This is a genomic window from Nocardioides pantholopis (assembly GCF_003710085.1).
Classification (GTDB): Bacteria; Actinomycetota; Actinomycetes; order Propionibacteriales; family Nocardioidaceae; genus Nocardioides; species Nocardioides pantholopis.
Genome location: NZ_CP033324.1, coordinates 1,330,913 through 1,356,328, shown reverse-complemented (window position 1 = coordinate 1,356,328; position 25,416 = coordinate 1,330,913). Strand labels below are relative to the sequence as shown.

The 25,416-nt window shown below is 72.4% G+C and carries 22 protein-coding genes; 4 read left to right on the top strand and 18 right to left on the bottom strand.

The window, feature by feature from the left end; translation table 11 throughout:
• Positions 1–7: 7 nt before the first annotated feature.
• From EBO35_RS06465 to EBO35_RS06435, 6 genes are all read right to left on the bottom strand, one after another.
• On the bottom strand, positions 8–1,678 hold the full coding sequence (locus tag EBO35_RS06465; protein ID WP_122816995.1) for a hypothetical protein: 1,671 nt from the start codon (positions 1,676–1,678) through the stop codon (positions 8–10).
• Positions 1,678–2,712: an NAD-dependent epimerase/dehydratase family protein gene (locus tag EBO35_RS06460; protein ID WP_122816994.1), complete on the bottom strand. Its 1,035-nt coding sequence runs from the start codon at positions 2,710–2,712 to the stop codon at positions 1,678–1,680. The genes EBO35_RS06465 and EBO35_RS06460 overlap by 1 nt, the downstream gene beginning before the upstream one ends.
• A gap of 48 nt (positions 2,713–2,760) precedes the next feature.
• Positions 2,761–3,519, bottom strand: coding sequence for a glycosyltransferase family 2 protein (locus tag EBO35_RS06455; RefSeq protein ID WP_122816993.1), 759 nt, complete (start codon positions 3,517–3,519; stop codon positions 2,761–2,763).
• Positions 3,516–4,715 carry a nucleotide sugar dehydrogenase gene (locus tag EBO35_RS06450; protein ID WP_122816992.1) on the bottom strand — a complete coding sequence of 400 codons (1,200 nt, stop codon included), beginning with the start codon at positions 4,713–4,715 and terminating at the stop codon, positions 3,516–3,518. Before EBO35_RS06450 ends, EBO35_RS06455 begins: the two co-directional genes overlap by 4 nt.
• Positions 4,716–4,777: 62 nt before the next feature.
• Positions 4,778–6,352, bottom strand: coding sequence for a glycosyltransferase family 2 protein (locus tag EBO35_RS19400; RefSeq protein WP_164477844.1), 1,575 nt, complete (start codon positions 6,350–6,352; stop codon positions 4,778–4,780).
• Positions 6,349–7,410 (bottom strand): class I SAM-dependent methyltransferase, encoded by a 1,062-nt coding sequence (locus EBO35_RS06435; RefSeq protein WP_122816991.1) that lies wholly within the window; start codon positions 7,408–7,410, stop codon positions 6,349–6,351. Before EBO35_RS06435 ends, EBO35_RS19400 begins: the two co-directional genes overlap by 4 nt.
• A 186-nt stretch (positions 7,411–7,596) precedes the next feature.
• Between EBO35_RS06435 and EBO35_RS06430 the strand changes: the two genes are divergently transcribed.
• Positions 7,597–8,787, top strand: a complete 1,191-nt coding sequence (locus EBO35_RS06430; protein ID WP_241153893.1) for an MFS transporter — start codon at positions 7,597–7,599, stop codon at positions 8,785–8,787.
• The gene (locus EBO35_RS06425; RefSeq protein ID WP_122816990.1) at positions 8,784–9,602 is read left to right on the top strand and encodes a DUF4190 domain-containing protein; all 819 of its coding nucleotides are present in this window, start codon (positions 8,784–8,786) and stop codon (positions 9,600–9,602) included. Before EBO35_RS06430 ends, EBO35_RS06425 begins: the two co-directional genes overlap by 4 nt.
• A gap of 355 nt (positions 9,603–9,957) precedes the next feature.
• Here EBO35_RS06425 and EBO35_RS06420 read toward each other — a convergent pair whose 3' ends face one another.
• Complete coding sequence (locus EBO35_RS06420) at positions 9,958–11,937, bottom strand: TIGR03960 family B12-binding radical SAM protein (RefSeq protein ID WP_122816989.1); 1,980 nt, start codon at positions 11,935–11,937, stop codon at positions 9,958–9,960.
• 240 nt (positions 11,938–12,177) lie between these two features.
• On the opposite strand from EBO35_RS06420, the gene EBO35_RS06415 reads away from it, so the two are divergent.
• Together EBO35_RS06415 and EBO35_RS06410 are read left to right on the top strand one after the other, a co-directional pair.
• Positions 12,178–13,755, top strand: a complete 1,578-nt coding sequence (locus EBO35_RS06415; RefSeq protein WP_122816988.1) for a carboxypeptidase-like regulatory domain-containing protein — start codon at positions 12,178–12,180, stop codon at positions 13,753–13,755.
• A 117-nt stretch (positions 13,756–13,872) separates the two neighbouring features.
• Positions 13,873–14,997: a calcium:proton antiporter gene (locus EBO35_RS06410; protein WP_122816987.1), complete on the top strand. Its 1,125-nt coding sequence runs from the start codon at positions 13,873–13,875 to the stop codon at positions 14,995–14,997.
• Between the two features lie 2 nt (positions 14,998–14,999).
• Here the strand turns inward: EBO35_RS06410 and rodA are convergent, their stop codons facing one another.
• The 11 genes from rodA to EBO35_RS06355 all read right to left on the bottom strand — a co-directional run bounded on the left by rodA (position 15,000) and on the right by EBO35_RS06355 (position 25,409).
• Positions 15,000–16,208, bottom strand: coding sequence for a rod shape-determining protein RodA (gene rodA, locus EBO35_RS06405; protein WP_122816986.1), 1,209 nt, complete (start codon positions 16,206–16,208; stop codon positions 15,000–15,002).
• Positions 16,205–18,385, bottom strand: a complete 2,181-nt coding sequence (mrdA, locus tag EBO35_RS06400; RefSeq protein WP_122816985.1) for a penicillin-binding protein 2 — start codon at positions 18,383–18,385, stop codon at positions 16,205–16,207. The genes rodA and mrdA overlap by 4 nt, the downstream gene beginning before the upstream one ends.
• Positions 18,386–18,404: 19 nt before the next feature.
• The gene (gene mreD, locus EBO35_RS06395; protein WP_122816984.1) at positions 18,405–18,917 is read right to left on the bottom strand and encodes a rod shape-determining protein MreD; all 513 of its coding nucleotides are present in this window, start codon (positions 18,915–18,917) and stop codon (positions 18,405–18,407) included.
• Entirely contained in the window at positions 18,914–19,885 is a 972-nt protein-coding gene (gene mreC, locus EBO35_RS06390) for a rod shape-determining protein MreC (RefSeq protein ID WP_122816983.1), read from the bottom strand. The genes mreD and mreC overlap by 4 nt, the downstream gene beginning before the upstream one ends.
• A complete protein-coding gene (locus EBO35_RS06385; protein WP_122816982.1) occupies positions 19,885–20,913 on the bottom strand; it encodes a rod shape-determining protein in 1,029 nt (342 codons plus the stop codon). The genes mreC and EBO35_RS06385 overlap by 1 nt, the downstream gene beginning before the upstream one ends.
• A gap of 128 nt (positions 20,914–21,041) precedes the next feature.
• Positions 21,042–21,608: a hypothetical protein gene (locus EBO35_RS06380; RefSeq protein WP_122816981.1), complete on the bottom strand. Its 567-nt coding sequence runs from the start codon at positions 21,606–21,608 to the stop codon at positions 21,042–21,044.
• Positions 21,605–23,383: an alpha/beta hydrolase gene (locus EBO35_RS06375; RefSeq protein ID WP_122816980.1), complete on the bottom strand. Its 1,779-nt coding sequence runs from the start codon at positions 23,381–23,383 to the stop codon at positions 21,605–21,607. The genes EBO35_RS06380 and EBO35_RS06375 overlap by 4 nt, the downstream gene beginning before the upstream one ends.
• A complete protein-coding gene (locus EBO35_RS06370) occupies positions 23,380–23,679 on the bottom strand; it encodes a hypothetical protein (protein WP_164477843.1) in 300 nt (99 codons plus the stop codon). The genes EBO35_RS06375 and EBO35_RS06370 overlap by 4 nt, the downstream gene beginning before the upstream one ends.
• A complete protein-coding gene (locus tag EBO35_RS06365; RefSeq protein WP_122816978.1) occupies positions 23,679–24,185 on the bottom strand; it encodes a hypothetical protein in 507 nt (168 codons plus the stop codon). The genes EBO35_RS06370 and EBO35_RS06365 overlap by 1 nt, the downstream gene beginning before the upstream one ends.
• A 65-nt stretch (positions 24,186–24,250) precedes the next feature.
• On the bottom strand, positions 24,251–24,658 hold the full coding sequence (ndk, locus tag EBO35_RS06360; protein ID WP_122816977.1) for a nucleoside-diphosphate kinase: 408 nt from the start codon (positions 24,656–24,658) through the stop codon (positions 24,251–24,253).
• A 10-nt stretch (positions 24,659–24,668) separates the two neighbouring features.
• Positions 24,669–25,409 (bottom strand): pyridoxamine 5'-phosphate oxidase family protein, encoded by a 741-nt coding sequence (locus EBO35_RS06355; RefSeq protein WP_122816976.1) that lies wholly within the window; start codon positions 25,407–25,409, stop codon positions 24,669–24,671.
• Between the last annotated feature and the right edge of the window lie 7 nt (positions 25,410–25,416).

Sequence of the window (25,416 nt, the reverse complement as noted above, 5' to 3'; positions counted from 1 at the left end):
CTCACCCTCACGGCCTGCCGCAGACCGTCACCGGCCCGGGTTCGAGGAGGATTCGCACAGTCGTCTGCTCCGCGCTCACGCCCACATGAACCGCAGCGCCGGCCTGGATCGGCCAAGGCCGCGCCACGCTGGTCCTGCCGCCGACACTCAGCTGCGTGTTGAGGACCTCACCGCTCGCCGCCACGGCGAGCTGGCGGGGCGCTCGCGAGACCGCGAACTCCAACCGGGCGCCGGCCTCCGCCACCCGCGACGTACAGCCGGACAGCTGCTCCACTCCGGCGGCCTGCCGGCCGAAGCCGATCCAGGCGACCTCGGGAGCGAAGGGCAGGTCGAAGGCAGCCTCCCGCACGTCGACCTGGAGCACTCCGCGCGCGTCGAGCAGAGCCTGCGCGTCGACCTGGACCTTCGGCAGCGAGTCCCGAACCTCGGCATCGCGCAGCGCCGGCACCTGGATGTCGGGATTCAGCTGGGGCTCCGCGAACTCACCGAGGAGCCGCTGACCGCTCGAGACCACCTGGGTCGCCGCCACGACCCGCTCCTGCAGCGCGCCGATGGTCTGCACCCTGGCGTCGGCGAACTGGACCGCGTGCGCGACCCCGAGGGCGCCCGCCACCGTCGCGGCGACGGCCCAGCCGGCCGGCTGGGCCCACGACCGGCCACGCAGCCGGCGGGCGAGCACGTCGAACCCGGCGCCCAGTGCGGGCGCACTGAAGACGATGCCGAAGTACAGGTAGCGCTCCGCCATCGTCGCTCCCTCGCCGAAACCCGAGCGCGTGTAGCCGAAGAGCGCATAGGCGACGAACAGGGCGGCGAGCCCGGAGGCGGCCAGGGTGAACAGCCGCTGGCCGTGTCGCGGGAGCACCACGGCCGCCACCAGCGCGAGCAGCATCGCCGCCCCCGCACCCGGCATGGCCAGGGCGTCCGACCACACGTTGCCGAGCCCCTTCATGGCCGCCGCCGGAGCAGCGGAGGGCACCGGCGGCACGCCGTGCACAGCGCGGCCGTAGCCGAGGTACCAGACGGCGTACACCGCGGTCGGCACGACGACCACCAACCCGGCACGCCTGGGCCCGTGCCGCAGCAGGGTCAGGAGGCCCGCCCAGAACAGCATCACCAGCCCGATGCCGGCCGACATCAGCCCGAGCACGAGCGCGACGGCCGCCACCGGAAGCGACCAGCGTCGTTCCCGGTCCACGGCAACCAGCGCCACCAAGCCGAACACGCAGGCGCCGAGGAACCCGATCTGGAAGTCCCACAGTGTGTTCTCCGCCCCCGCGCCGCCGGCCAGGAACGCGACGACCAGCGTGGTGAGGACGGCCACCCACGGTGAGACCCGAGCGCTCCGGAGCAGCACGAACAGCAGCACGCAGACCAGCACGTGGGCGACGATCGGCATCAGCGCGTACGGCAGGTAGTGCTCGAGCCCGAAGACCACGAACAGGCAGCGGAACAGCACGATCGGCACCGTCGACCAGTGCTCGTTGTGCGGCTCCAGCAACGAGAGCTCCGGATCGCTGGTGAGGCCGCGCCGCAGCAGGAAGTCCCAGTCGTCACCGAAGAACCAGAGCCGGTCGGAGAGATGGACCAGGATCCCGGCCTGCACCAGCAGGCCGAGACCGAGGACGAGGATCGGCGCCCAGCGGGAGGCCAGCAGCCTCTGCGCCGAGCCTGGGGCCACTAGAGCCGACCGTCCCGGACCGCCTGGGTGACCCACGGGATGACCTCGTCGAGCATCTCGTCGAGCGACGTGGTGCACTCGAAGCCGAGGACGTCCTTGGCCTTCTGCACGTCCGGGACGCGCTTCTGGACGTCGTACTCGTAGGCCGGGTCGCTGACCAGGGTCAGCGGGGCGTCGCCCTTGATCTTGCGCCAGATCACCTCGGCCAGCTCGCGCACGCTCGTGGACTCCGGGGTCGAGATGTTGAAGTCCTCGTTGTACGCCGCGTCCTGGCTCATGCACTCCACGATCCCGCGGGCGAGGTCGCCGCCGTAGGTGTAGTGCCGGACCTGGTTGCCCTCGCCGAGGATGTGCAGCGGGTCCTGGCCCTTGACGATCTTCTGGACGAGGTCGGGAACCACGTGGCTCATCGCCAGCTTCACGTTGCCGGAGTCGACCTCGACGTCGCCGAGGGCCCGGCCCTCACCGATGCCGACGCAGTTGAACGGCCGCACGATCGTGTACGGCAGCTGGTACTGGTCCCAGGCGGCCTTGGCGAAGTACTCGACAGCGAGCTTCTGGAATCCGTAGGAGGACAGCGGCGGCGGGATCTTCCGCTCGTCGCCCTCCTTGGAGGGCCAGTGCTCCGTGGACTCGAAGACCATCGAGCTGGACAGGTAGGTGACCTTCTTCAGCTTGCCGCTGCGGTGCGCCTCGATCGCGGCGTCGCACTGCGAGGCCATGATCCGCTCGTTCTGCGCGAGCAGGTCGTAGGCGTAGGCGTGGAAGTAGGAGATGCCGCCGATCAGGGCCGCGCCGGCGACGAAGTGGTCGCAGTCCGCGAGCAGCTTGGTCATCAGCTGCACGTCGCGGGCGTCGTCCTCGACGAAGTCGTAGTCCGGGTGGCTGTCGTAGGACTTCTCCACCGGCCCGTACTTGGAGTAGTTGTCGATGCCGACGACCTGGTAGCCGCGGCTGAGCAGCTCCTCGACGACGTAGCCGCCGATGAAGCCGGCGGAACCGGAGACGAGGACCTTCTGGCGGTCTGCACTCATGTCAGTGGACTTTCGGTTGCGGTGACGGTTGCGGTCAGGACTTGTTGTTCAGGGCTTGTTGTTCAGGGCGGCGATGCGGTCGGCCTCGCGGCGTACCTGGTCCAGGGTGAGGGTTGGGCCGAAGGCGAAGCGGTACCAGCGCAGGTACTTGGGGACCCACGCCCGGAGCTGGAAGCTGGACTCCCCCAGCTCGCGGTCCAGCCAGATCGTCGGGAGCTCCGCGACCGGCCGGCGCAGCCGCCTTGCCTTCGCAGTGAGCTCCAACCCGATCTCGAAACCGCTGCGGCTGTGGATGCCCACCTCGCGGATGAAGTCGGTGGAGTAGGCCTTGAAGCTGTTGGTGGCGTCCTTGGTGCCGACCCGGCCGAGGAGGCCGAGGGACCGGCCCGCGCCCCGGGACAGCGCGCCCTTGAGCAGGGGGCCGCCCACCTGCTGGCCGCCTGCGCTGTAGCGGGAGGCGGCCGCGACGACCACCCCGCGGTTGACCAGGCGGGCCAGATCGTCGATCTGCCGCGGGTCGTCGCTGCCGTCGGCCATGGTCACCACGACGACCGGGTTCGTCACCTGGTCGATGCCGAACCGGATCGCGTTGGCGGGGCCCCGCCCGTAGGTGCTGACCGCCGTGCGCACCCGAGGGTTCCCGCGAGCGAACTCCGCCACCACCGGGACGGTGGTGTCCTCCGGGAAGTCGACGACCACGAGGACCTCGTACTCGGACTCCACGGAGTCGGTGATCCGCTCGAGGACAGGCAGGATCGCCTCACCCTCGTTGTAGGCCGGGATCACGACGGAGACGCCGAGACTCATACGAGGCTGCCCATCCCCCGCAGGTTCCAGACGTCGACCACGGGAAGCTCGGTCTCCAGCTCGCGGTACTCCGGGTGCGGCGCACCGATGATGAGCAGGTCGCACTCCGCGAGCACCTGCTCCATCGACGACAGGCTCTGGTCCACCGTGACGTACGGGTCCGTGGTCAGCACGTTCTTGGCCCGGAACTCCAGGATCCGCTTGAGCTTGTAGGACAGGCTCGAGCGGATATCGTCGCTCTCCCCCTTGAACGCCATGCCGAGGATGCCGACGGTGAGCTCGGAGAGGTCGCGGTTCTTCTCCAGGTGCGAGACCAGGTAGAGCGGGAGCCCCTCGTTGACCAGCATCGCGGAGTGCCCCAGCACGAAGGAGTTGTCGCTGAAGGCGGCCAGTTGCATGGTGTCCTTGAACAGGCACGGACCGGCGGCGAAGCCGGCACCGGGCATGTCCGCCGCACGCGGGTAGTCCTGGGCGAGCGCGCGGCGGATCCGGTCGAAGTCGAGCCCGTGGTCGTTCGCCATCACGTAGAACTGGTTCGCTGCGGCGAACTTGATGTAGCGCCAGGTGTTGGTGAAGAGCTTGGCGAGCTCGGCCTCCTCCGGGTCGAGCTCCACGACGCTCTCGGTGAGGTGGCCGAACAGGCGGGCGGCACGGTCGCGCACCTGTTGGGTGCGGCCCGAGACGATCTGCGGGAGCGTGAACAGCTCCTCCATGGCCTTGCCCTCGGCGATCCGCTCGGGGCAGAACGCGACGTCCAGGGCGATGCCGGCCTCGGCGAACATCCGCTCGACGCCGGCGGTGACCCCGGGATAGACGGTGCTGCGCAGCACGAGCAGCTGCCCGTCCCGGAAGTGCTCGGTCGCGTCGCGCAGCGCTCGGGCCACCGTGTGCGGGTCGGGGTTGAGGTGCTCGTCCACGGGGGTTCCGATGACGACGACGACGGCGTCGGCGTCGGCGATCACCGACGCATCGGTCGTCGCGGAGAGCCGGTCGGCGGCGAGGACCCGCTCCAGGACCTCGGTCGCGGATGGTTCCTGGAACGGCATCTGGCCGCTCTCGACGAGCTTGACCGCGTCGGCGTTCAGGTCATGGATGCCGACCTTCAGGCCGCGGTCGGCGAACGCGATGGCGAGCGGCAGGCCGACGTGGCCGCACCCGCCCACCACGACGACGTCGTAGATCGAACCACGCTTCATGAGCACCTCGCTCGTTGCAGGAGTCCTAACTTGCTGCGGGGACGATTGGGTGGATCCGTCGGTCAGGCCGTGGGGAGGTACGGGTCGGTCCTGGGGTGCCCCCAGCGCTGGGTGCACCACCGCTTCTCCGCCGGCGGGACCGGGTCCCGGCCCCGCGAGACCGACTCGAAGTGGAACAGCTCCACGTTCGCCAGCCAGACGATACGCAGACCGCGACTGCGCACCTTGTAGGAGAAGTCGACGTCGTTGTAGTGGGTGGGCAGCTGCTCGGTGAAGCCGCCGATCTCGAAGTAGGTGTCGCGTCGGATCGCGGCACAGGCGGCGGTCACCCCGCTGACCTCGCGGTTGAGCACGAGCGGGTTGAACGCGCCCAGCTCGTCGTGCAGGGCTCGGAAGTACGGATGGAAGTAGTGGTTGTGGGCGTACGCGTGCCCGGCGTGCTGGACGGTGGTGTCGCTGAGCAGGAGCTTCGCGCCCGTCATCCCCACGTCGGGCTCGTCCAGCGGCGCGACCAGCTCCTCGAGCCACCGGTGCGTGATCACCTCGAGGTCGTCGTTGAGCATGACCAGGCGTTCACCGGTGGAGTGCAGGACACCGACGTTCATCTTCTCGCCGTGGACGAAGGGCCGGTTGAACGGGACCAGCACCAGGCGATCGCCGGCGATGTCGCGCAGCTGCTGCAGGACCGAGGGCGGCGTCGGCGGGTCGTAGACCACCACCACCTCGAGGTTCTCGTGCTCGGTGTGGGACAGCATCGTCCGCACCGCATCGACCACGAAGTCGCGGCGCTGGCCCCAGACCAGCCCGCTCTGGCCCATCGTCGGCACGATCAGGCTGACCCGCACCTCGGGGTCCAGCCGGCGGCTGATCGCGTAGGTGCCGGGAGCGCGGCCGTGCTCGACGGTGCCGTCGATGCCGAGCCGGTCCAGGTGCTCCTGCAGCGCCTTCTTCGCGGCGACGTAGGCGTAGGGCTTGGCCTCCGAGTCGCCGGCCGTCGAGCCGGGCACGATCCGCCAGTGATAGAGAACCTCCGGGATGTGCACGATCCGGCGCGCCTTCTCGGTCACCCGGAGGATCAGGTCGTAGTCCTGGGAGCCGTCGAAGCCGTCGCGGAAGCCGCCGAGCTCGCGCACCAGGGAGGTGCGGACCACCGAGAGGTGGCAGGTGTACATGTGCCCCCGCATCCGCTCCGGCGACCACTCGGGCTTGCGGAACGGGTCGAAGTAACGGCCGTCCTCCGACAGCTTGTCCTCGTCGGAGTAGATGTAGTCGACGTCGTCGTACTCCTCGATCACCTCGGCGTTGCGCGCCAGCGCCTCGGGGTCGAGCAGGTCGTCATGGTCGAGCAGGGCGAGGAACTCCCCCCGCGCCCGGGCGATCCCGTCGTTGGACGCCGCGACAATGTGGCCGTTGGTCGCGCGTTCGACCACCGTGATCCGGTCCTCGCGCTCGGCGTAGCGCCACAGCACGTCGCGGACCGCCTGGTCGGGCGAGAGGTCGTCGACGAGGATGAGCTCCCAGTTCTCGAACGTCTGGGCGAGCACCGACTCGATCGTCTCCGCGAGCACCTCGACCGGAGTGTTGTAGACCGGTGTGATGACGGAGAACACCGGTGTGGTCGCGCCGGACCCGCTCACCGCTTGAGACCCCCGAGCGGCCCGACGATCGCCCGGCCCACGCGCCACGAGCGCGAGTCCCTGAGGGCCTCGACCTCCCGCTCGCGCTGCTGCAGGGCGCGCTGCAGCTTCCCGACCCGGGCCCGCGCCTGGGTGAGGCGCTCGCGGGCCTGGCCGAGCTTGCGACGGGTCTCGGCGTGCCTCTTGCGGTTCTGGACCAGTCGCGCCCGGCCCTCCTCGAGCTGACGGCGAAGCGTGGCGACCTGGGCCTCGAGACCGATCACGTTGTCCCGCGCCACCAGGGCTGCGTGCCGGGCGAGCAGGGCGTCGTCGTCGGGACGGGCCTGGGCCGCCTCGGTCGTCAGCCGGTCGATGCGACGGTGGGCCTCGAGCAGGGCGCGGCGCTTGTCCAGGACCTCGGCGTTGAGCGGCGCGAGCTGGGCCTCGTAGCGTTCGACGACCGTCCGCTTGCTGAGCTCCGCCCGCTCGAACAGGATCGACCAGGTCGTCAGGAAGCTGGTGTCGGCGTCCGTGCGTCGGTAGAAGCCGCGCTCCGCGAACCAGGCGGCCCACTGCGCGGTGGGGTGGACGTTGACGTGGGTGGACTCCGCGAAGTCTGAGGGCGTGGAGCTGAACAGGATCCGGTCCGAGGCAGCGCACATCGCGTCGATCGCCCGCTGGGCGTCCGCCGCATCCATGTGCTCGAGGACCTCGATGCAGGTGATCAGGTCGTAGCGACCCTCGATCGGCTCGGTCGCCGACGCGACCCAGAGCCGGTCCCGGACGTCCGGGTGGGCCGACTCGACAGCGAAGTCGGAGATGTCGAAGCCTCGGGCGTCGACCTTCAGCCCAGCCAGTGCCTGGACGAGGAGTCCCTTCGCGCACCCCACGTCGAGCACCGACGCGGGGTCGGCGAGACCCACGATGCGCTCGGCCACCATCGTGAAGAACCCGCGCCAGTGGTCGTTGCTCCAGTCGTACTCCCCCGCCCCGCCCAGGTGCGCCTCGTTGTAGTACGACAGCGCGTAGTCGTCGGCGGTCGTCCGCATCGCGGTCGAAGGTCGTTCGTCGGAACTCATCGAGGGGTGTTCTCCTGGTCACAGGCGTACGGACCGCCAAACGTTAACCCAAGCCCGCGATGTGTCGAAGGCAACGCGCAGGCGTCTTACGGTCCGACCGCTGGACCCGCGCCGTCCAGTCCACTACGGGTCCCGGGGGCCGGACCCACTCGAGCCGGGCCGACAACGGGTGGCACGATCACCGCCGTGCGTCGCTCCGCTCCCCTGGTCCTGCTCGGCATCCTGCTGCTCGCGCTGAACCTGCGCCCCGCCGCAGTGAGCGTCGGCCCGGTGCTCTCCGAGGTGCGCGACGCCCTGTCGATGTCCGCCGCGTCGGCGGGACTGCTGACCTCGCTGCCGGTGCTGGCGTTCGCCTGCTTCGGCGCGCTGGCTCCCCTGCTGGCGCGCGCGGTCGGCGTCCACCGGGTCACCCTGGCCGCCGTCGTCGCCGTCGCCGTCGGGCTCGCCGGGCGGGCCGCCGTCAGCCAGGAACTGCCGTTCCTGCTGCTCTCGCTGGTCGCGCTCGCGGGCATGGCCGTCGCGAACGTGCTGCTGCCCTCCCTGGTGAAGCTGCACTTCCCGGACCGGATCGGCCGGGTCACCGCCCTCTACACGACGGTGCTGGCCATCGGCCTGACCTGCGCGCTGGTGCTGACGGTCCCGGTCGCCGACGCCGTCGGCAGCTGGCGGGCCGGCCTGGGCGTCTGGGCCGGCCTGGCCGTGATCGCCGCCGTCCCTTGGCTGGGCCTGGTGGCGCACGACCGGAACCTGGACCGCACCGGCACCAGGATCCGGTTCACCGCCGTCGCCCGGACGCCGGTCGGGCGGGCGATGGCTGTGTTCTTCGGCCTCCAGTCGCTGCAGGCGTACGTCGTGTTCGGCTGGTTCGCGACGCTGTGGCGCGACCACGGGTACTCCGCCGGAACCGCCGGCCTGCTGGTCGGGCTGGTCGCCGCGACCTCCATCCCGTTCTCGCTGTGGCTGCCCGCGCTGCTGGCGCGCACCCCGCACCAGCGCCGGATCATGTGGGCGGTGATGCTGTGCTACCCGCTCGGCTACGCCTTCCTGCTGCTGGCGCCGCACGGGCTCGCCGTCCCGGCGGCGCTCCTGGTCGGCGTGGGGTCGACGGCGTTCCCGATCGTGCTCACCCTGATCGGGCTGCGGTCGCGGACCCCCGAGGGGACCGCTGCCCTCTCCGGCTTCACCCAGGCGACCGGCTACCTGATCGCGGGGGTCGGACCCTTCGGGATCGGGCTGCTCCACGACGTCACCCACGGGTGGACGGCACCGCTGGTGGTGCTGATCGTGCTGATCGTGCCGCAGCTGCTCCTCGGCGACTACCTGTCGCGCCCGGCGTACGTCGAGGACCAGCTGCCGACCGATAGCGTGCCCTCGTGACGCAGCCTCCTTCGGACCCCGGCACGCCCGGCGACGCGACGAACCACCCCGAGGGCGAGGCGGCGCCGCCGTCGTACCCCGGTCCGCCCCCGGCGAACCCGTACGGCGCCCCGCCCGCGGCTCCCTACGGCCAGCCCACGCCGTACGGGCACCCGGCCGGACCGCCGTTCGGGCAGCCGCCGGCGCCGTACGGGCACCCCTACGGCCAGCCGTTCCCCGGCGGGTCGGCCCAGCCGCGTCCGTCCCAGGCGATGGCGGCGACCGCGCTGGTGCTGGCGTTCCTCTCCTGCACCGGCGTCCTCGGCATCGCGGCCATCGTGCTCGGCGTGATCGTGCTGCGCCGGAGTCGACGCGACGGCCGCAATCACGGCACGGGCATGGCGATCGCCGCGATCGTGGTCAGCGTCGTGGGGATGCTCGCCACCGCCGCCCTGGTCGCGCTGATCGCCGTCGGGGTCAACTCGCTCGACGACGTCAACGACCTGTCGCGGGGCGACTGCTTCGACGCCCGCGGGCTGACCGCCGAGGACGCCGACGAGTTCACCAGCCTCGACATCGTCCCGTGCGACGAGAGGCACGACGCCGAGGTGATCGACACCGTCACGCTGAGTTCGGCCGAGGCCGAGCGGTACCGCGACGACAGCAGCTACGGCGGCCGGCTGTGCATGGAGGCGACCGACGGCTGGGTCCCCGACCCGACCGCCGACCTGCAGGCGATCCACATCACCGACCGCACCGACCCGGACGCCGGCGACAAGGTCGCCTGCGTGGTCGCCGCGACCGGGGGCGAGAAGCTGACCGAGCCGGTCGGCTGAGGGCCGGCCGCTCACCGGCTCCGGCGTACGCCTGCCAGCGGCCCCGGCGTACCTCTGCCAGCGGTGAGCCAGCCACCGAACCTCACGCCGTACGCCAGCCAGCGGTGAGGCAGCCACCGAACGTCCGACTGAAACGGTGGCTGGCTCACCGCTGTGTGGAGCGAACGGTGGCTGGCTCACCGCTGCGTGGAGCGACGGTGGCTGGCTCACCGCTGCGTGGAGCGGACGGTGGCAGCCCAGCTGGCCCCGGTTCCTCGGGCAGTTCTCGCGCTTGGGGCACTGCAATGCCCGAGAAGCGCGGGGATCCCCGGTTGACCGGGGACCCGAGCGACCCGAGCGCCCCGGCGACCAGGCCTCAGACCACGCTGAGCGGCAGCAGCTGCTTGCCGGTGGGGCCGATCTGGATCTCGGTGTTCATCTCCGGGCAGACGCCGCAGTCGTAGCACGGCGTCCAGCGGCAGTCCTCGACCTCGACGTCGGCGCCGTCGGCGACCGCGAGCGCGTCCTCCCAGTCCGACCAGAGCCAGTCCTTGTCGAGTCCCGAGTCCAGGTGGTCCCAGGGCAGCACCTCGTCGTAGCCGCGCTCCCGGGTGGTGTACCAGCCCAGGTCGACGCCGGTGCCCGCGAGCGCCGCGTCGGCCGCGGCGGTCCAGCGGTCGTAGGAGAAGTGCTCGCTCCAGCCGTCGAACCGGCCGCCGCCGCTCCACACGGCCTCGATGATGCGGCCGACCCGGCGGTCGCCGCGGGAGAGGAGTCCCTCGATGATCCCGGGCTTGCCGTCGTGGTAGCGGAACCCGATGGCGCGGCCGAACTTCTTGTCCTCGCGGACCGTGTCCCGCAGCTTCTTCAGCCGCTGGTCGGTGGTCTCGTGGTCCAGCTGCGCGGCCCACTGGAACGGCGTGTGCGGCTTCGGCACGAACCCGCCGATCGAGACGGTGCAGCGCACGTCGTTGCGCCCGGAGACCTCCCGGCCCTTGGCGATCACCCGGCGGGCCAGGTCGGCGATCTGGAGAACATCGTCGTCGGTCTCGGTCGGCAGGCCGACCATGAAGTACAGCTTCACCTGGCGCCAGCCGTGGGAGTACGCCGTGGCGACCGTGCGGATCAGGTCCTCCTCGGTGACCATCTTGTTGATCACCTTGCGCATCCGCTCCGAGCCGCCCTCCGGGGCGAAGGTCAGCCCCGAGCGGCGGCCGTTGCGGGAGAACTCGTTGGCGAGGGTGATGTTGAAGGCGTCCACGCGGGTGCTCGGCAGCGACAGCGAGACGTTCGAGCCGTCGTAGCGGTCGGCCAGCCCCTTGGCGACCTCGCCGATCTCGGTGTGGTCGGCGCTGGAGAGCGAGAGCAGCCCGACCTCCTCGAAGCCGGTGGAGCGGATGCCGTTCTCGACCATGTCGCCGATCGTCTCGATCGAGCGCTCGCGCACCGGGCGGGTGATCATCCCGGCCTGGCAGAACCGGCAGCCGCGGGTGCAGCCGCGGAAGATCTCGACGCTGAACCGCTCGTGCACGGTCTCGGCCAGCGGCACCAGCGGCTTGCGCGGGTACGGCCAGGCGTCGAGATCCATCAGCGTGTGCTTGCGGACCCGGAACGGGATGCCCGGGCGGTTGGGGACGACTGCCTCGATGGTGCCGTCCTCGGCGTACGTCACGTCGTAGAACTTGGGCACGTAGACGCCGCCGCTGACCGCGAGCCGGCGCAGCAGCTCGTCGCGCCCACCGGGTCGGCCCTCGGCCTTCCACTCGCGCACGACCTCGGAGATCGCCAGCACGACCTCCTCGCCGTCGCCGAGGACGGCGGCGTCGAGGAAGTCCGCGATCGGCTCCGGGTTGAACGCCGCGTGGCCGCCGGCGAGCACGACCGGGTCGTCCTCGCCGCGGTCCACCGCGTGCAGCGGGATGCCCGCCAGGTCGAGGGCGTTGAGCATGTTGGTGTAGCCGAGCTCGGTGGAGAAGCTCAGGCCGAAGACGTCGAAGGCGCCGACCGGACGGTGCGCGTCGACGGTGAACTGCGGGATCGGGCCCTGCTCGTCACCCTCGCGCAGCACCTTCTCCATGTCCGGCCAGACGGCGTAGGTGCGCTCGGCGAGGATCCAGTCGCGCTCGTTGAGGACTTCGTAGAGGATCTGCACGCCCTGGTTGGGCAGCCCGACCTCGTAGGCGTCGGGGTACATCAGCGCCCAGCGGACGGTCTCGCCCTCCGCGGTCGCGTCGCCGCAGTTCCAGTCCTTGACGGTCGAGTTGAGCTCGCCGCCGACGTACTGGATCGGCTTCGAGACCGACGGGAGCCGGGGCTCGAGCCGGGGGAAGACGCTCTCGGGCACGGCGGCGGACATCAGGCACCTCACTGTTGTTCTTCGGGGACTCCAGCCTACGGCCGACGCAGGCACCGGGCTGAATCCGGCGCCCCCGCTGCCCGCGCCGGTGGCTGACCGGGTGCCTCACCCCGATCGCTCCGGATGACTAGTCCGGCGGTCCCACCTCCGCGAATCCCGTCCCAGCGGAGCCGTGGACGGTAACGATTGCGCGGTCACGAGTCCGGACCGCGGACCTGACACCTCTGAAAGGAAAGCTGTATGCAGAGCAGGAAGTTCCTCCCACTCGTGGCCGCCACGGCGCTCGCGCTGATGGTTCCCAGCAGCGGGATCCCGGCTCACGCCGACAGCGACGCCGGATACGTGATCGGCACGGTCACCGACTCGGCGGGCCGTGCCCTGCCCAGCGCCTACGTGGACGTGCTGTGGTGCGACCTCGTCAACGACGGCGCCGACATCGCCGACGCGAACGGCTGCTTCGACACCGAGATCATCACCGAGGCCAGCACCGACCGCGCCGGGCGCTACGTCGTGTCCCTCCGTCGCGACACCATCGAGGGTCAGACGCGGTCCGGCCGCGCAGGCCGCTGGATCCTCGAGGCCGGCGCCTACGGATACGTCACGGCGGCGCCCGTGACCGCAGCGGTGACCCTGGGCGCCAACACCTCGGCGCCCACCGTCGCCCTCGTCGCCGAGACCCTGGCCCCGCCGACCGCGAACGTGGCTCTCTCCGGACTGGTCACCGACGCCGCCGGTGTGCCGCTGGCCGGGGCCGGGGTCACGGCGTACGACGCCGCCGGCCGTTCGGTCGACTTCACCCGGACCCTCACGGACGGGCGCTACTACTTCCAGGTCGAGGACCCGGCCGACTGGTCGACGCCGACCCAGTACGCCCGGAGCAACGTCACCGGCTCGGTGCGGCTGCAGGCCTGGGTGAACGGCCACCTCGCGGAGTGGTCGGGCAACACGCGGGCGAAGTCCCGCGCGAGCGCCGTCCCGGTGGCCGCGTACGGCGCACCCGCCGCTGCCGTCGCCCCGACGATGGCGCTGGACAAGCGCGGCTCCGTCACCGGCTCCGTGAAGCTCCCCGCCGCCGGCGGGAACTGGGGCGCCAACGTCACCCTGCTCGACGCGGACGGGAACGCGGCCGGCTGGGGCAGCACCGACGCGGCCGGATACTTCAGCATCGACGCCGACCCGGGCGTCTACTCCGTGCGCGCCGACGGTCACCGGTTCACGACCGTCTCGGAGGACGCCAGTGACTGCGCCACGTGCGTGGACAACATGGACTACTTCGGCTTCGTCGCCGGCTACTACGGCGGCGGCACCTCGCTGGCCACCGCCAAGACCCTGCGGGTCTCCTCGGCCGCGTCCACCTCGGCCGGGACCATCACGCTGACCAACACCCTGCGCGCCGTCGAGAAGCCGGCCGTCAAGGGCAAGCTCGCCAAGGGCAAGAAGCTGAGCGTCACCGCGGGCACCTGGAACCGCCAGACCAACACCACGACCACCTATGCGTGGAAGGTCGGCAAGCGCACGGTCGGCACCGCGAAGACGCTGAAGCTGTCCACGAAGCTCTGGAAGCGCGTGGCCAAGAAGCCCGGCAAGCTCACGGTCACCGTGACGGCCACCGACGCGCGTGGCGAGCTGGTCAGCGGCTCGACCACCGTCAAGGTGAAGAAGGCCCTGGCGAAGAAGGCCGGGAAGAAGTCCGGCAAGAAGGACAAGGCCGGCAAGAAGGACAAGGCCGGCAAGAAGGGCAAGAAGTCCGGCAAGAAGCCCGCTGGCAAGAAGGGCAAGAAGAGCAAGGCCAAGAACAAGGGCAAGAAGAAGAACTGACGCCCGTCTGACATCTGGTCGGCCCGCCCGGGAGCACCCGGGCGGGCCGATCGCTGTCCGGGGCGAACCGTGACGCGGCCGTCGGCGGGTGGGTGGGTGCCCGATAGGTTCGGGCCCATGAGCTCCACGGACGTCCGCGGTCCCTTCCAGTGGACCGTGGCCGTCCCCCTCGCCACCGTGGTGCTGCTCGCGGCCACCTGGGCCAACCACGAGCACTGGCTGGTCCTGGTGCTCATCGCCCTCGGGCTGGTCGGCGGCATCATCGCCGCGGTCCACCACGCCGAGGTGGTCGCGCACCGGGTCGGCGAGCCCTTCGGGTCGCTGATCCTCGCGGTGGCGGTGACCGTCATCGAGGTGGGCCTGATCGTGATGCTGATGACCAGCGGCGGCGACGGAGCCAGCACCTACGCCCGGGACACGGTCTTCGCGGCCGTCATGATCACCCTCAACGGGATCGTCGGCATCTCGCTGCTCGTCGGCGCCCTCAAGCACCACCTGGTCAGCTTCAACCCCTCGGGCACCGGCTCGGCGCTCACCACTGTCGTCGCCCTGGCCAGCCTGACGCTGGTCCTTCCCTCGTTCACCACCTCCGGGGCCGGCCTGGAGTACTCGCCCTCGCAGCTCGCCTTCGCCGCCGTCGCCTCGCTGGTGCTCTACGCCGGGTTCGTCTTCACCCAGACCGTCCGGCACCGCGACTTCTTCGTCCCGGTGTCCAGCGACGAGTACGGCTCGATGACCGGACTGCTCGGCGACGAGGACGGCGACGGTCACGCCGATCCGCCGTCGGGCCGGGAGGCCTGGCTGAGCCTGGGCCTGCTGACCGCCGCCCTGGTCTCCGTGGTGGGCCTGGCCAAGATGCTCTCCCCCACCATCGAGGACGCCGTGCGCAGCCTCGGGTTCCCGTACGCCGTCGTCGGCGTCGTGATCGCGCTCCTGGTGCTCGCCCCGGAGTCGATCTCGGCGATCCGCAACGCCCGTCGGGACCGGGTGCAGACCAGCCTGAACCTCGGCTACGGCTCCGCCATGGCCTCGATCGGCCTGACGATCCCGACCATCGCCATCGCCTCGATCTGGCTGGACGGACCACTGGTGCTCGGCCTCGAGCCGACCCAGATGGTGCTGCTCGCGATCACGGTCGTGGTCTCGGTGCTCACCGTCGCCCAGGGCCGCGCCAAGGCCCAGCAGGGCGTCATCCACCTGACCCTGCTGGCGGCGTTCCTGTTCCTGTCCGTCAAGCCCTGAGCTCAGCGCCCGGTCGGCACCCGCGCCGGCCGGACCGGCATCACGTAGCGGGTGGGCGCCGGGGTGGCGGTGCGCAGGTGGATGTTCTGCAGCAGTCCGACCGCGAGCAGGCTCGCGAACATCGAGCTGCCGCCGTAGGAGACCAGCGGCAGCGGGACGCCGGTGACCGGCATGATGCCCAGGCACATCCCGATGTTCTGGAAGGCCTGGAAGCCGAACCAGCAGGCGATGCCCGCGGCCGCGACCCGGCCGAAGACGTCCTCGGCGCGGTAGGCGATGACCAGCGCGCGCCACAGCACGATGCCGAGCAGCGCGATCAGCACGCCCGCGCCGACCAGGCCGAGCTCCTCCCCCGCGACCGTGAAGATGAAGTCGGTGTGCTGCTCGGGCACGAACCCGGCCCGGGTCTGCGAGCCGTCGAAGAGGCCCTGCCCGAAGAGGCCGCCGTTGCCGACCGCGATGCGTGCCTGCTCGACGTTGTAGCCCGCGCCCCGGGGATCGAGGTCGGGGTTGGTGAACGCCATGAACCGGTCGACCTGGTAGTCCTTGAGCACGCCGCCCAGGACCGCCGCGGTCGCGCCCAGGACCGCCGCGCCGGCCAGCAGCGCCAGCCAGCGCCGCGGGGCGCCGGCGATCGCGAGCACCCCGAAGACCGTCGCGGCGAGCACCAGCATCGTGCCGAGGTCGGGCTGGAGCAGGATCAGCGCCGCCGGGACCGCGGCGACCAGCAGCATCAGCACGACGTCGACCAGTCCGACCTCGGCCCGCCAGCGTCCCGCCGCCCGCTCCGCGACCACGAGCGCCATCGCCACGACGACCGCGAGCTTGGCGAACTCCGAGGGCTGGATCGACATCCCGCCCAGCACCAGCCAGGACTGTGAGCCGTTCAGGACCGTGCCCATCGTGAGCACCAGGACCAGGCCGAGCACCGAGATCAGGTAGACCGCCGGCGCCAGCATCCGGACCCACCGGTGCTCCGCGGCCGTCACCGCGATCATCAGGACCACGCCGATCGCCACGTTCACCAGCTGCTTGCGCACGTACGCCGTGGAGTCGCCGCCGGTGAGGTCGCTGCGGGCCGACGTCGCCGACCACACCAGCAGCGTGCCGAGCACCACCAGGGCCACGACGGCCGCCATCAGGAACCAGTCGATGCGGGGCGCCTGGAAGCGCGTCGGAGCCAGCGGCCGCGCGCCGCGCAGGGTGCTCATCGACCGCGTCCCTTCCGCTGCCCGGCCTTGCGCTGGCCGGCCTTCTCCTCGCCGGCGCGCTGGGCGGCCGGCGGCAGGATCGAGCCGTCCTGGGCGAAGACCGGCAGCCCCCGCGGCGGGGTCACGCCGACGATCGCCGCCTTGGCGGGGTCGGCCCGGTCGCCGCGCACGCCGTACAGGGTCTCGTAGATGGCGCGGACCGCGGGGCCGACGGTGCCGGAGCCGGTGCCGCCCTGGCTGACCATCATCACCACGACGTAGTCCTCGGTGTAGGACGCGACCCAGGAGGTCGACTGCTTGCCGTAGACCTCGGCCGAGCCGGTCTTGGCCCGGATCTGCACCTGGTCCAGCGGGAAGCCGCCGAGCCGCCACGCCATCGTGCCCCGGGTACTGACGCCCTTGAGGGCCTCGTCGATGTAGCTCAGCACCCGCTTCGGCACGTCCACGCGACCGACCTTCTTGGGCTTGAACGTGCGGACCACCGCACCGGCCGGGTCCACGACCGCCTTGGCGACCCGGGGGGCGTACAGGGTGCCGCCGTTGGCGAGCGCGGCGTACGCCCGGGCCACCTGGAGGGGGGTGGCGATCGTGTCGCCCTGGCCGATCGCGAAGTTGACAGCGTCACCGGCGCGGTAGGCGAAGCCCTCGACGCAGAACTCGCGGGCGAAGGTGTAGACGAAGTCGGAGGTGTCCGCGTCCTGCGGCTTCCGGGAGATCCCGCAGTAGTAGTCCTTCATCGACTCGTAGTAGGAGCGCTTCCAGGTCCGGTCGGCGATCCGGCCGGCGGCCTCGCCGGGCAGGTCGATGCCGGACTCGCTGCCGAACCCGAACTCCTTGGCCTCGGCGACGAGCGGGTCCTTGGCCTTGACGTCGGCGACGTCGGAGCCGAACCGCTGCCAGTAGTCCAGCCCGACCCGGTAGAAGAACGTGTTGCACGAGACCTCGAGGGCCCGGTCGAAGCCGATCGAGCCGTGGGCGCCGGACTCGTAGTTCTTGAACGCCCGGTTGCCGACCTGGAGCGAGGAGGAGCAGTTCAGGCGGGTGTCCAGCCCGTAGCCGTTGGTGAGCGCGCCGGTCGCCATGAACGGCTTCCAGGTCGACCCCGGCGCGAACTGGCCCTGGGTCGCTCGGCCGAGCAGCGGCGTGCCGGCCTTCTCGGAGTACAGCCGGGCGAGCTGCTTCTTGCCGATGCCGCCCACCCACACCTCGGGGTCGTAGGTCGGCTGGCTGGCCATCGCGACCACCCGCCCGGTGTCGGCCTCGAGCACCACCGCGGCGCCCGAGTCGGCGACGTAGTTCCTGCCGGTGACCTTGTCGTGGGTGCGGCGCGCGGTGGCGATGGTGTCGGCCAGCTGCCGCTCCACGACCGACTGGACCTTCGCGTCGATCGAGGTGACCAGCGTGTGACCGGGCTCCGCCTGGACCTCCCCGTCGTCACCCCGGACCCGCCCCATCGAGTCCACCGCGACCCGCTTGTAGCCCGGCATGCCGCGCAGCCAGGCGTCGTACTGCTTCTCGACCCCGGCGCGTCCGACCACCGAGGCGCCGTTGAGGGACGGGTCGTCGTCCTCGCGGGCCTGGTCGAACTCGTCCTCGGTGACCGGGCTGAGGTAGCCGAGCACGTGGGCGAGGTTGACGCCGTACGGCGAGGGGTAGCTGCGCACGCTCTGCTGCTCGGCGACCACTGCCGGGAAGTCCTCGGGCTGCTCGAGGATCCGCAGCACCACCTGCTGGTCGACGTCGGTGTCGACGGGCACCGGCTGGTAGGGCGAGCCGTTCCAGCACACGCCCGGCACGCTGCCCTCCTGCCCGCAGTTGACGAGCTTGCGGCGGATCACGGCGGGGCGCACGTCGACGACCTTGGCCAGCCGCGCGATCAGCCGCTCGGCCTGGTGCTCGCCGAGCTTCTCCAGCAGGGTCCGGTCCACGGAGACCACCCAGGTGGTCCGGTTCGCGACCAGCGGCCGGCCGACGTCGTCGACGATCAGCCCGCGCTCGGGCTGGACCACCACCTCGCGGACCGACTGGGAGGCCGCCTGGGCGGTGTACTGCTCGCCGCTGACGACCTGGATGAAGTAGAGCCGCCCGAGCAGGGTGGCGAAGAGCGAGAACACCAGGGCCTGGATCACCACGAGCCGCAGCCGGCTGCGGCGCGAACCCTCGACGGTCGCCGCCATCAGCGCACCCTCCCGCGGGTCATGCCGCAACCCCGTGCGGCTCCAGGCGCCGGAAGACGAGCATCACCGGCGGCAGCACGAACGGCGTCAGCAGCACGTCCCAGGCGAGCGCGACCACGACGACCTCGAGCAGCTGCCCGACGCCCAGGCCGGGGTCGCCCAGCAGCACGCCGGTGATCGCGAAGACGGAGGTGCCGACGAACGACGCGACCCCCACGGTGGCGACGACCGACGTCGCGGTGGGGCGTACGTCGGAGCGGACCCGGCCGACGAGGTACCCGACGACCACCAGCGCGAGGGCCCAGCGGCCGGCCACGTGGTCGGCCGGCGGTGCGAGGTCGAGCAGCACCCCGGCCGCGAGACCCAGCACCATCGCGAACTCCGCGCCGCGGACCAGGCCGGCGCCGACCACGACCAGCAGGCACAGGTTCGGGACGACGCCCGCCCAGGACAGGTGCGCGAAGAGCGTCACCTGGAGCACCAGCGCGACGACGACGGCCGCCAGGGCGACCAGGCCGCGGGCCGCGCTCACTGGATGGTCCCGTCGGCCTCGATGACCGCCCGGTCGCTGCCGGCGCCGGAGGGGACGACGACACCGACCACGTCGAGGGAGCCGAAGTCCACGAACGGCTCGACGACCGCGCGCTGGGAGCTGTCGCGCAGGCTGGAGTAGACGGCCGTGACCCGGCCGACCGGGATGCCCGAGACGTAGGGGGCACCGACCTTGCTGCCCCAGGTGACCACCGCGTCGCCCTTCGCCGGGACCACCGACTCGTCGAGGAGCTCGAGGTCCAGCCGGGCGTCGTCGCCGATGCCGCCGCGCCCGCGCAGGAAGCCGATCTCGAGGTTCCGGCCGATCCGGCCGCCGACTGTGGAGTCGGCGTCGACCGCGAGCAGCACGGTGGCGGTGGTGCGGCTGACCCGCAGCACCCGCCCGACCAGGCCGTCGTTGTTGATCACTGTCATGTCGGCGTCCAGCCCGGCGTCGGACCCGGCGTCGATGGTGATCGTGCGGGAGAAGGACTGGGACGGACCGAGCGCGACCATGCGCGCCGGGACCAGGGAGTGGCCGGTCTCCCGCGCCGCGGCCACGAGTCCGTCGTACTCCTCGAGGCGGTTGCGGTCGTAGTCCACCGTGCTGAGCTCGGAGCGCAGCCGGGCGTTCTCGGCCTCGAGGTCGGTGAGGTCCTCGCGCAGGGAGTCGTGGCTGCGGAACCAGGTCGGCACGGCCACGAACGGGCGCAGCGCGCCGGTCGTCGCGGCCTCCACCGGCCCCAGGACCTCGCCGAGCACCTGGCGGGCGGGCTCCATCGGGGAGTCCTCGCCACCCTGGTGGTCCAGCGTGATCAGCGTGGCGCAGGCCAGCCCCAGCGCCACGACCACCGAGGTGCGCGGTCGGCTGCGCCGGTCGTCCCCCTCCCCCGCGGGGCGCCACCGGCGCTCGCGGGAGCGACGCTCGCGCTTGGCCAGCGCGCTGCGGGGGCGGTCGAAGGCGCGCATCAGAACCGCCTCGACTCCGAGACCAGCACCTGCTGGAGGGCCTCGAACTCCTCCACGCACTTGCCGGCGCCCAGCGCCACGGAGGTGAGCGGGTCCTCGGCGACGTGCACGGGCATGCCGGTCTCGTGCCGCAGCCGCTCGTCGAGGCCGCGGAGCAGCGCGCCGCCCCCGGTGAGCACGATGCCGCGGTCCATGATGTCGCCGGCCAGCTCGGGCGGGGTCTGGTCGAGGGTGGCCCGCACGGCGTCCACGATCGCGTGCAGCGGCTCCTCGAGGGCCTGGCGGACCTCGGCGCTGGAGATCACGACCGTGCGCGGCAGGCCGGAGATCAGGTCCCGGCCGCGGATCTCGGCCTCGGGCTCGTCGGGCAGCGGGAACGCCGAGCCGAGGGTCATCTTGACCTCCTCGGCGGTGCGCTCCCCCAGCATCAGGGAGTACTCCTTCTTCATCCACGCCACGATCGCGGCGTCCAGGTCGTCGCCGGCGGTGCGGATCGACAGGCTGGTCACGATCCCGCCCAGCGAGATCACCGCCACCTCGGTGGTGCCGCCGCCGACGTCGACCACCATGTTGCCGGTGGCCTGGTGCACCGGCAGGCCGGCGCCGATCGCCGCCGCCATCGGCTCCTCGACGATGTAGACCCGGCGGGCGCCGGCCTGGTAGCCGGCCTCCTTGACGGCGCGCTGCTCGACGGCGGTGATGCCGCTGGGCACGCAGATGACCATCCGGGGCTTGGCGAAGTAGCGGCGGCGGTGCACCTGCTGGATGAAGTACCGCAGCATCTGCTCGGTGGCCTCGAAGTCGGCGATCACACCGTCCTTGAGCGGCCGGATCGCGGTGATGTTGTCGGGCGTGCGCCCGATCATCCGCTTCGCCTCGTGCCCGACGGCGAGGATCTCGCCGGTCGCGGCGTTGAGCGCGACCACGCTCGGCTCGTCGAGGAGGACGCCCTTGCCGCGGACGTAGACCAGGGTGTTGGCGGTGCCGAGGTCGACCGCCATGTCCCGGCCGAGGAAGCTGTTCGCCATGTCGCCGTCTGCTCCGCTGCTACTGATGCTGCTACTGATGGGGAGGAAGTGACAACAGGCTACGAAGGCGCGGCCCGGCGTCCGGGGAGGACACGCGGCGCGGGCCCCGGAATCGGGCGGCCGGAGGCTCAGTCTGCGAGCGGGCCGGGCTCCTCGCGCAGGATCCAGGTCTCACGCTGGCCGCTGGGAACGTCGAGGCAGGTGTCGGCCGTCACCCGGAGCAGCACGTGCCCCTCGACTCCCGGCGCGAGATCGGCCAGGTCCGCGGCCAGGTCGCTCTTGCGGCCGCGGACCCATTCCGCCCGCTTCGGCTCCTCGGCGTCGGCGCGCCGGCGGGGCCCGGGCTCGACGACCCAGCCGGCCTCCCGGGCGATCCGGACCAGCTCGGGTGCCACCCGGGCGCGCGGGGTCCGGACGTCGAGGCGGATGTTCGCGGTGTAGCGGGCGGCACGGAACCCGCTCTCCAGGACCATGGAGCAGCCCAGCCAGAGCCCCGAGTCGGTGCGCACCTCCTGGCCCAGGTGCGTGCCGACGCCGGCGAGGAGCTCACGCAGCTCCGCGTCGACCTGGTCGCGCTGGGCGAGCAGGGCCCGCTCGGAGCGCCCCCGATCGGCGTCCCGGGCGAGGAGCACGCACCCGGCGAGCACCGCGACGAGCACGCACCAGGCCAGGACCGGCCACCACCGGGGCCTCACGGCTCGTCGAGGGTGTCGGGGGTGGTCGGCTCGCGGTCCCACTCGGGGTCCTGCGGGCCGCCCCACCACGGATCGGTGACCGGCGCGGCCTCGAGCACGTCGCCGTGGTGGCCGCTGACGATCTGACTGAGGTTGTACAGCGACTCGGTGTCGTGTTTGAAGTACTTGCCGTGGTCCCCCAGCGCCGCGAGGCCGCCCTCGTCCGCCCGTGTGGTGGACTCGGCCCGGAACCGGGTCGCACCGAAGTCGTCCTCGACCGGGTCGTCGCCGAGCCCGGCCCCGCCGAGCGCCGACTCCAGGTGGAACCAGCCCCGGTTGCCCAGGTCGGCGACCGGGTCGCGGCTGTTCGCGCCCGCCCACACGTGGTCGGGATCGACGCCGATGTCCGCGACGCCGTCGGTGCCGCCGCCGGCGCCGGGGCTGCCGACGAAGACCAGGTCGTCGACGGGGAGCGCGTGCTCGGCGGCCGCCAGCCCGGCCGTGGTCGAGCCGTAGCTGTACCCGATGACTGTCAGGTGGGCCGGAGGGTCGTCCCCGGGGCGCGAGCCGCGCAGCCCGTCGACGAGGTCGGCCAGCCGCTCCCCACCGGCGCGGGCCATCCCCTCGCCGGCCACGCCCGCGGCGTCGGCGCCCTCGAGCCGCCAGGGCAGGTTGTCGGGGGCGTCGTACCCGATCCAGAGCAGGGCGGCGACCTCGCCGGCGCCGTCGACGCTGCGCGTCGCCTCGTAGAGGGTCACGGCCCGGGTCGCCTGGGAGGGGGCGCTGCCGGCGTCGGTGCCGAGGCCGGGCACGGTGACGGCGACGTCGGCGGCGGTGTCGAGGTCCCCGGCGGCCACCGCGACCGCGCCGTCGCCGTCGAACGCGGCCGGGTCGTAGGCGTAGAGCTGGGCGGTGATCGGGAGGCCGGTCTGCGGGTCGAGCCCCTCCTCGACCCGAGCGACGGCCCGCTGTGCCGCCCGGGCGTTCGAGAGCCACTGCGCCGCGTCCTCGGGGAGCAGCCCCAGGTCGTCGAGATGGCTCCACGCGGCGAGGTCGCGGTCGAGGGAGACGGTGTTGGCGGCGTGCCGAGCCCGGGCGGGCACCCCGTCCCGGTTGCCGATCGCGCCGGGCGCGGCCACCGGGACCGCCGCCTGCGCGGCCCGCGAGAGCCCCGCCCACCAGGCGCTCACCTCGGTCGCGGAGGCGCCCGGCCCGGGCATCGCACCCAGGGCGTCGTCGGCGGGGTCGCGGCGCCCCCCGTGACGGGCCTCCGCCTGCTGGACGGTGAGCGTCCGCGCGAACACCGCGAGCACCGCCTCCTCGGCGGCGATCAGGTCGGTGGACCACCGGTCGAGCTCGGCCTCGAGGACGCGCACCCGGCGGGCGCAGTCCTCGCAGGCGGCTCGGAGGTCCTCGGCGTCCTCGAGGCCGGAGGTGGCGAGGCGGAGCCTCAGGACGACGATCGTCGCCACCAGGGCATCGCGCTCCACCCCGAGTTCCAGGCGCCGGGCGTCGAGCGCCTCGAGGTCGTCGGCGTGCTGGTCGACACGGGCCGCCACCGACCGCAGCGCGAGGGACAGGGCGTCCGCCCGCCGGCCCAGCGACCGCACGGTCTCCTGGTAGGCCCGGGCGGCGACCCCCTCCCAGGAGGGCACCCGCGCGCTGCCGGCCGCGAAGGAGCCGAGGTCGTCGATCTGGGCCGAGGCGGCCCGCAGCTGCGCCGCGCAGCCGTGCACGCTCGCGGGGTCGGCGGTCAGGGGTGGGACCGGCCGCGGCTCCGGTGGCAGCGTGCTCACCGGGACCCTCCCAGCCGCCCGCCGAGCGACTGGTGCTCCCCGGCGACGGCGCCGTCGACGGCGAGGAGGTCACCCAGCGCCGCGCGCACCGCGGCGGCATGGTCCTCCGCCTCGGCGGCCAGCCCCGTCGCGTGCCGCTGCCAGGCGGCGACGAACCGGGACGCCGCGCCGGCGACCGGAGCGGTGAACCCGCCGGTCGGGGCGCCCGCCACCTGGCCGGCGGCCGCCTCGAGGTCGAGGGCCTGCTGGTCCCAGGCGCCGGCCGCCCGGAGCAGGGCGAAGGGCTCGGCCTCCATCACGGCACCAGCGAGCGGGCCCGGGCGACCCCGACCCGGATCGGCGCGGCGGTGGCGGTCACGACCAGCACGCCGGAGCCCTCGGCGTACGTCGCGACCAGCTCGACGCGGCCCCGACGGGCCACGAGGGGCCCGGTCTCCCCGCGAGGGGCCGCGAGGCCCCAGCCCGCGGCCAGGTGGGCGACCAGGGCCGGTCCCGGCGGCTGCGGCGGCCGGCCGTGGTGGCGGGCCCGGGCGACGACGGTGTCCTCGCGCGGGCCGAAGGCCGGCGCGGCGCGGACCTCGGACCGGACGCCGGTGACGGCCGCCCAGGCGTCCGCGACGCTGCCGGCGACGAGCTCGAGGTCGCCGCTCAGCCGGGTCGCGGCCCGCTCGGCGTCGAGCGAGTCCGCATCGACGGGCTCACCCGGGGGCGCCGGCGTCAGGACGATGTCGACGTCCGGGTGCCGGCGGTGCACCGGCGCGAACAGCTCCGGCAGCGGCTCCGCCGGCGGTCTCAGCTCCATGCCGGGACCCTGCCCGACCGGGCCGACCGCTCAAACGAGGGCGGTCGCGGCCTGTGGAGAAGCGCTCAGAGGTGCGGGAACCACAGCGCGATCTCGCGCGCGGCCGACTCCGGGGAGTCCGAGCCGTGCACGAGGTTCTCGCGGTTCGACAGCGACAGGTCGCCGCGGACGGTGCCCGGCGCGGCCTTGCGGCCGTCGGTGGCGCCGTTGATGGCACGCACGACCTCGATCGCCTCGTCGCCCTCGAGGACCAGAGCGACCAGCGGCCCGCTGGTGACGAACGCGCGCAGCGGCGGGTAGAAGTCCCGCTCGACGTGCTCGGCGTAGTGCTGGTCAGCCACTGCCGCGTCCACGTGGCGCAGCTCCATCGCGACGATGGAGAGGCCCTTGGCCTCGAAGCGAGAGAGCACCTCGCCGACCAGGCCGCGGCGGACGGTGTCGGGCTTGAGGAGGACCAGGGTGCGCTGCGTCATGTCGCAGACCCTACCGAGCGCGCCCGTGCCCTCCCGACACCGGCGCGGGCCGGACGCCGTACGCCGCCGCCCGGGCCGCGACGTCGCCGGGGACCCGGGCGTGGGAGTCCGGCGCCGACACCGGCCCGTCGCAGACCCGGCGCAGCGGGAGATGGCCGCCCCATACCCCGGCGGCGACGTCGTCCGGGTCGTCGACCGGCCCACCGTCGCGCGCCTTCATCGACGCCTCGGCGAGCGGGACCGCGAGCACGGCGGTCGCCGAGAGCTCCTTGCGCGTGCTGGGGCGCAGGGTCGCGGCGCGGCCCGGCACGAGATGGTCGACGATGAGGTCCAGCGCCCGGCCGCGCTCCGCGTCGTCGTCCACCCATCGGGCGCGGCCGATCACGACCGCTGAGCGGTAGTTCATCGAGTGGTGGAAGGCCGACCGCGCGGTCACCACCCCGTCCACCTCGGTCACCGTGACGCAGACGGTCGCGTCCACCGAGGCTCGCAGCCACCGCGCGGCCACCGATCCGTGCAGGTAGAGGCTGCCGCCGGCGTCCGGGCCGGCCAGGTCCACGGCGTACGCCGTCGGCAGCACGACCGGGTGCGCACTGGCACCGGCGCCGACGACGACGCCGAGATGGGCGACGAGACCCTCGGCGAGGAAGGCGTGCAGCACCTCGCGCTCGCTCACGGCACGGGTGCGACCCCGGACGACTGTGCTGCGGGCGGTCGGCGAGAGCGGGGCAGGGCCGGTCGAGGTGGTCACGGCACCA

Coding starts and splice junctions, on each gene's coding strand:
- EBO35_RS06450 (WP_122816992.1), bottom strand. CDS start 4,715: ATGAAGCGTGGTTCGATCTACGACGTCGTCGTGGTGGGCGGGTGCGGC.
- EBO35_RS06370 (WP_164477843.1), bottom strand. CDS start 23,679: ATGGAGGCCGAGCCCTTCGCCCTGCTCCGGGCGGCCGGCGCCTGGGAC.
- ndk (WP_122816977.1), bottom strand. CDS start 24,658: ATGACGCAGCGCACCCTGGTCCTCCTCAAGCCCGACACCGTCCGCCGC.
- EBO35_RS06435 (WP_122816991.1), bottom strand. CDS start 7,410: ATGAGTTCCGACGAACGACCTTCGACCGCGATGCGGACGACCGCCGAC.
- EBO35_RS06415 (WP_122816988.1), top strand. CDS start 12,178: ATGCAGAGCAGGAAGTTCCTCCCACTCGTGGCCGCCACGGCGCTCGCG.
- mreC (WP_122816983.1), bottom strand. CDS start 19,885: ATGCGCGCCTTCGACCGCCCCCGCAGCGCGCTGGCCAAGCGCGAGCGT.
- EBO35_RS06410 (WP_122816987.1), top strand. CDS start 13,873: ATGAGCTCCACGGACGTCCGCGGTCCCTTCCAGTGGACCGTGGCCGTC.
- EBO35_RS06420 (WP_122816989.1), bottom strand. CDS start 11,937: ATGTCCGCCGCCGTGCCCGAGAGCGTCTTCCCCCGGCTCGAGCCCCGG.
- EBO35_RS06365 (WP_122816978.1), bottom strand. CDS start 24,185: ATGGAGCTGAGACCGCCGGCGGAGCCGCTGCCGGAGCTGTTCGCGCCG.
- EBO35_RS06455 (WP_122816993.1), bottom strand. CDS start 3,519: ATGAGTCTCGGCGTCTCCGTCGTGATCCCGGCCTACAACGAGGGTGAG.
- rodA (WP_122816986.1), bottom strand. CDS start 16,208: ATGAGCACCCTGCGCGGCGCGCGGCCGCTGGCTCCGACGCGCTTCCAG.
- EBO35_RS06385 (WP_122816982.1), bottom strand. CDS start 20,913: ATGGCGAACAGCTTCCTCGGCCGGGACATGGCGGTCGACCTCGGCACC.
- mrdA (WP_122816985.1), bottom strand. CDS start 18,385: ATGGCGGCGACCGTCGAGGGTTCGCGCCGCAGCCGGCTGCGGCTCGTG.
- EBO35_RS06460 (WP_122816994.1), bottom strand. CDS start 2,712: ATGAGTGCAGACCGCCAGAAGGTCCTCGTCTCCGGTTCCGCCGGCTTC.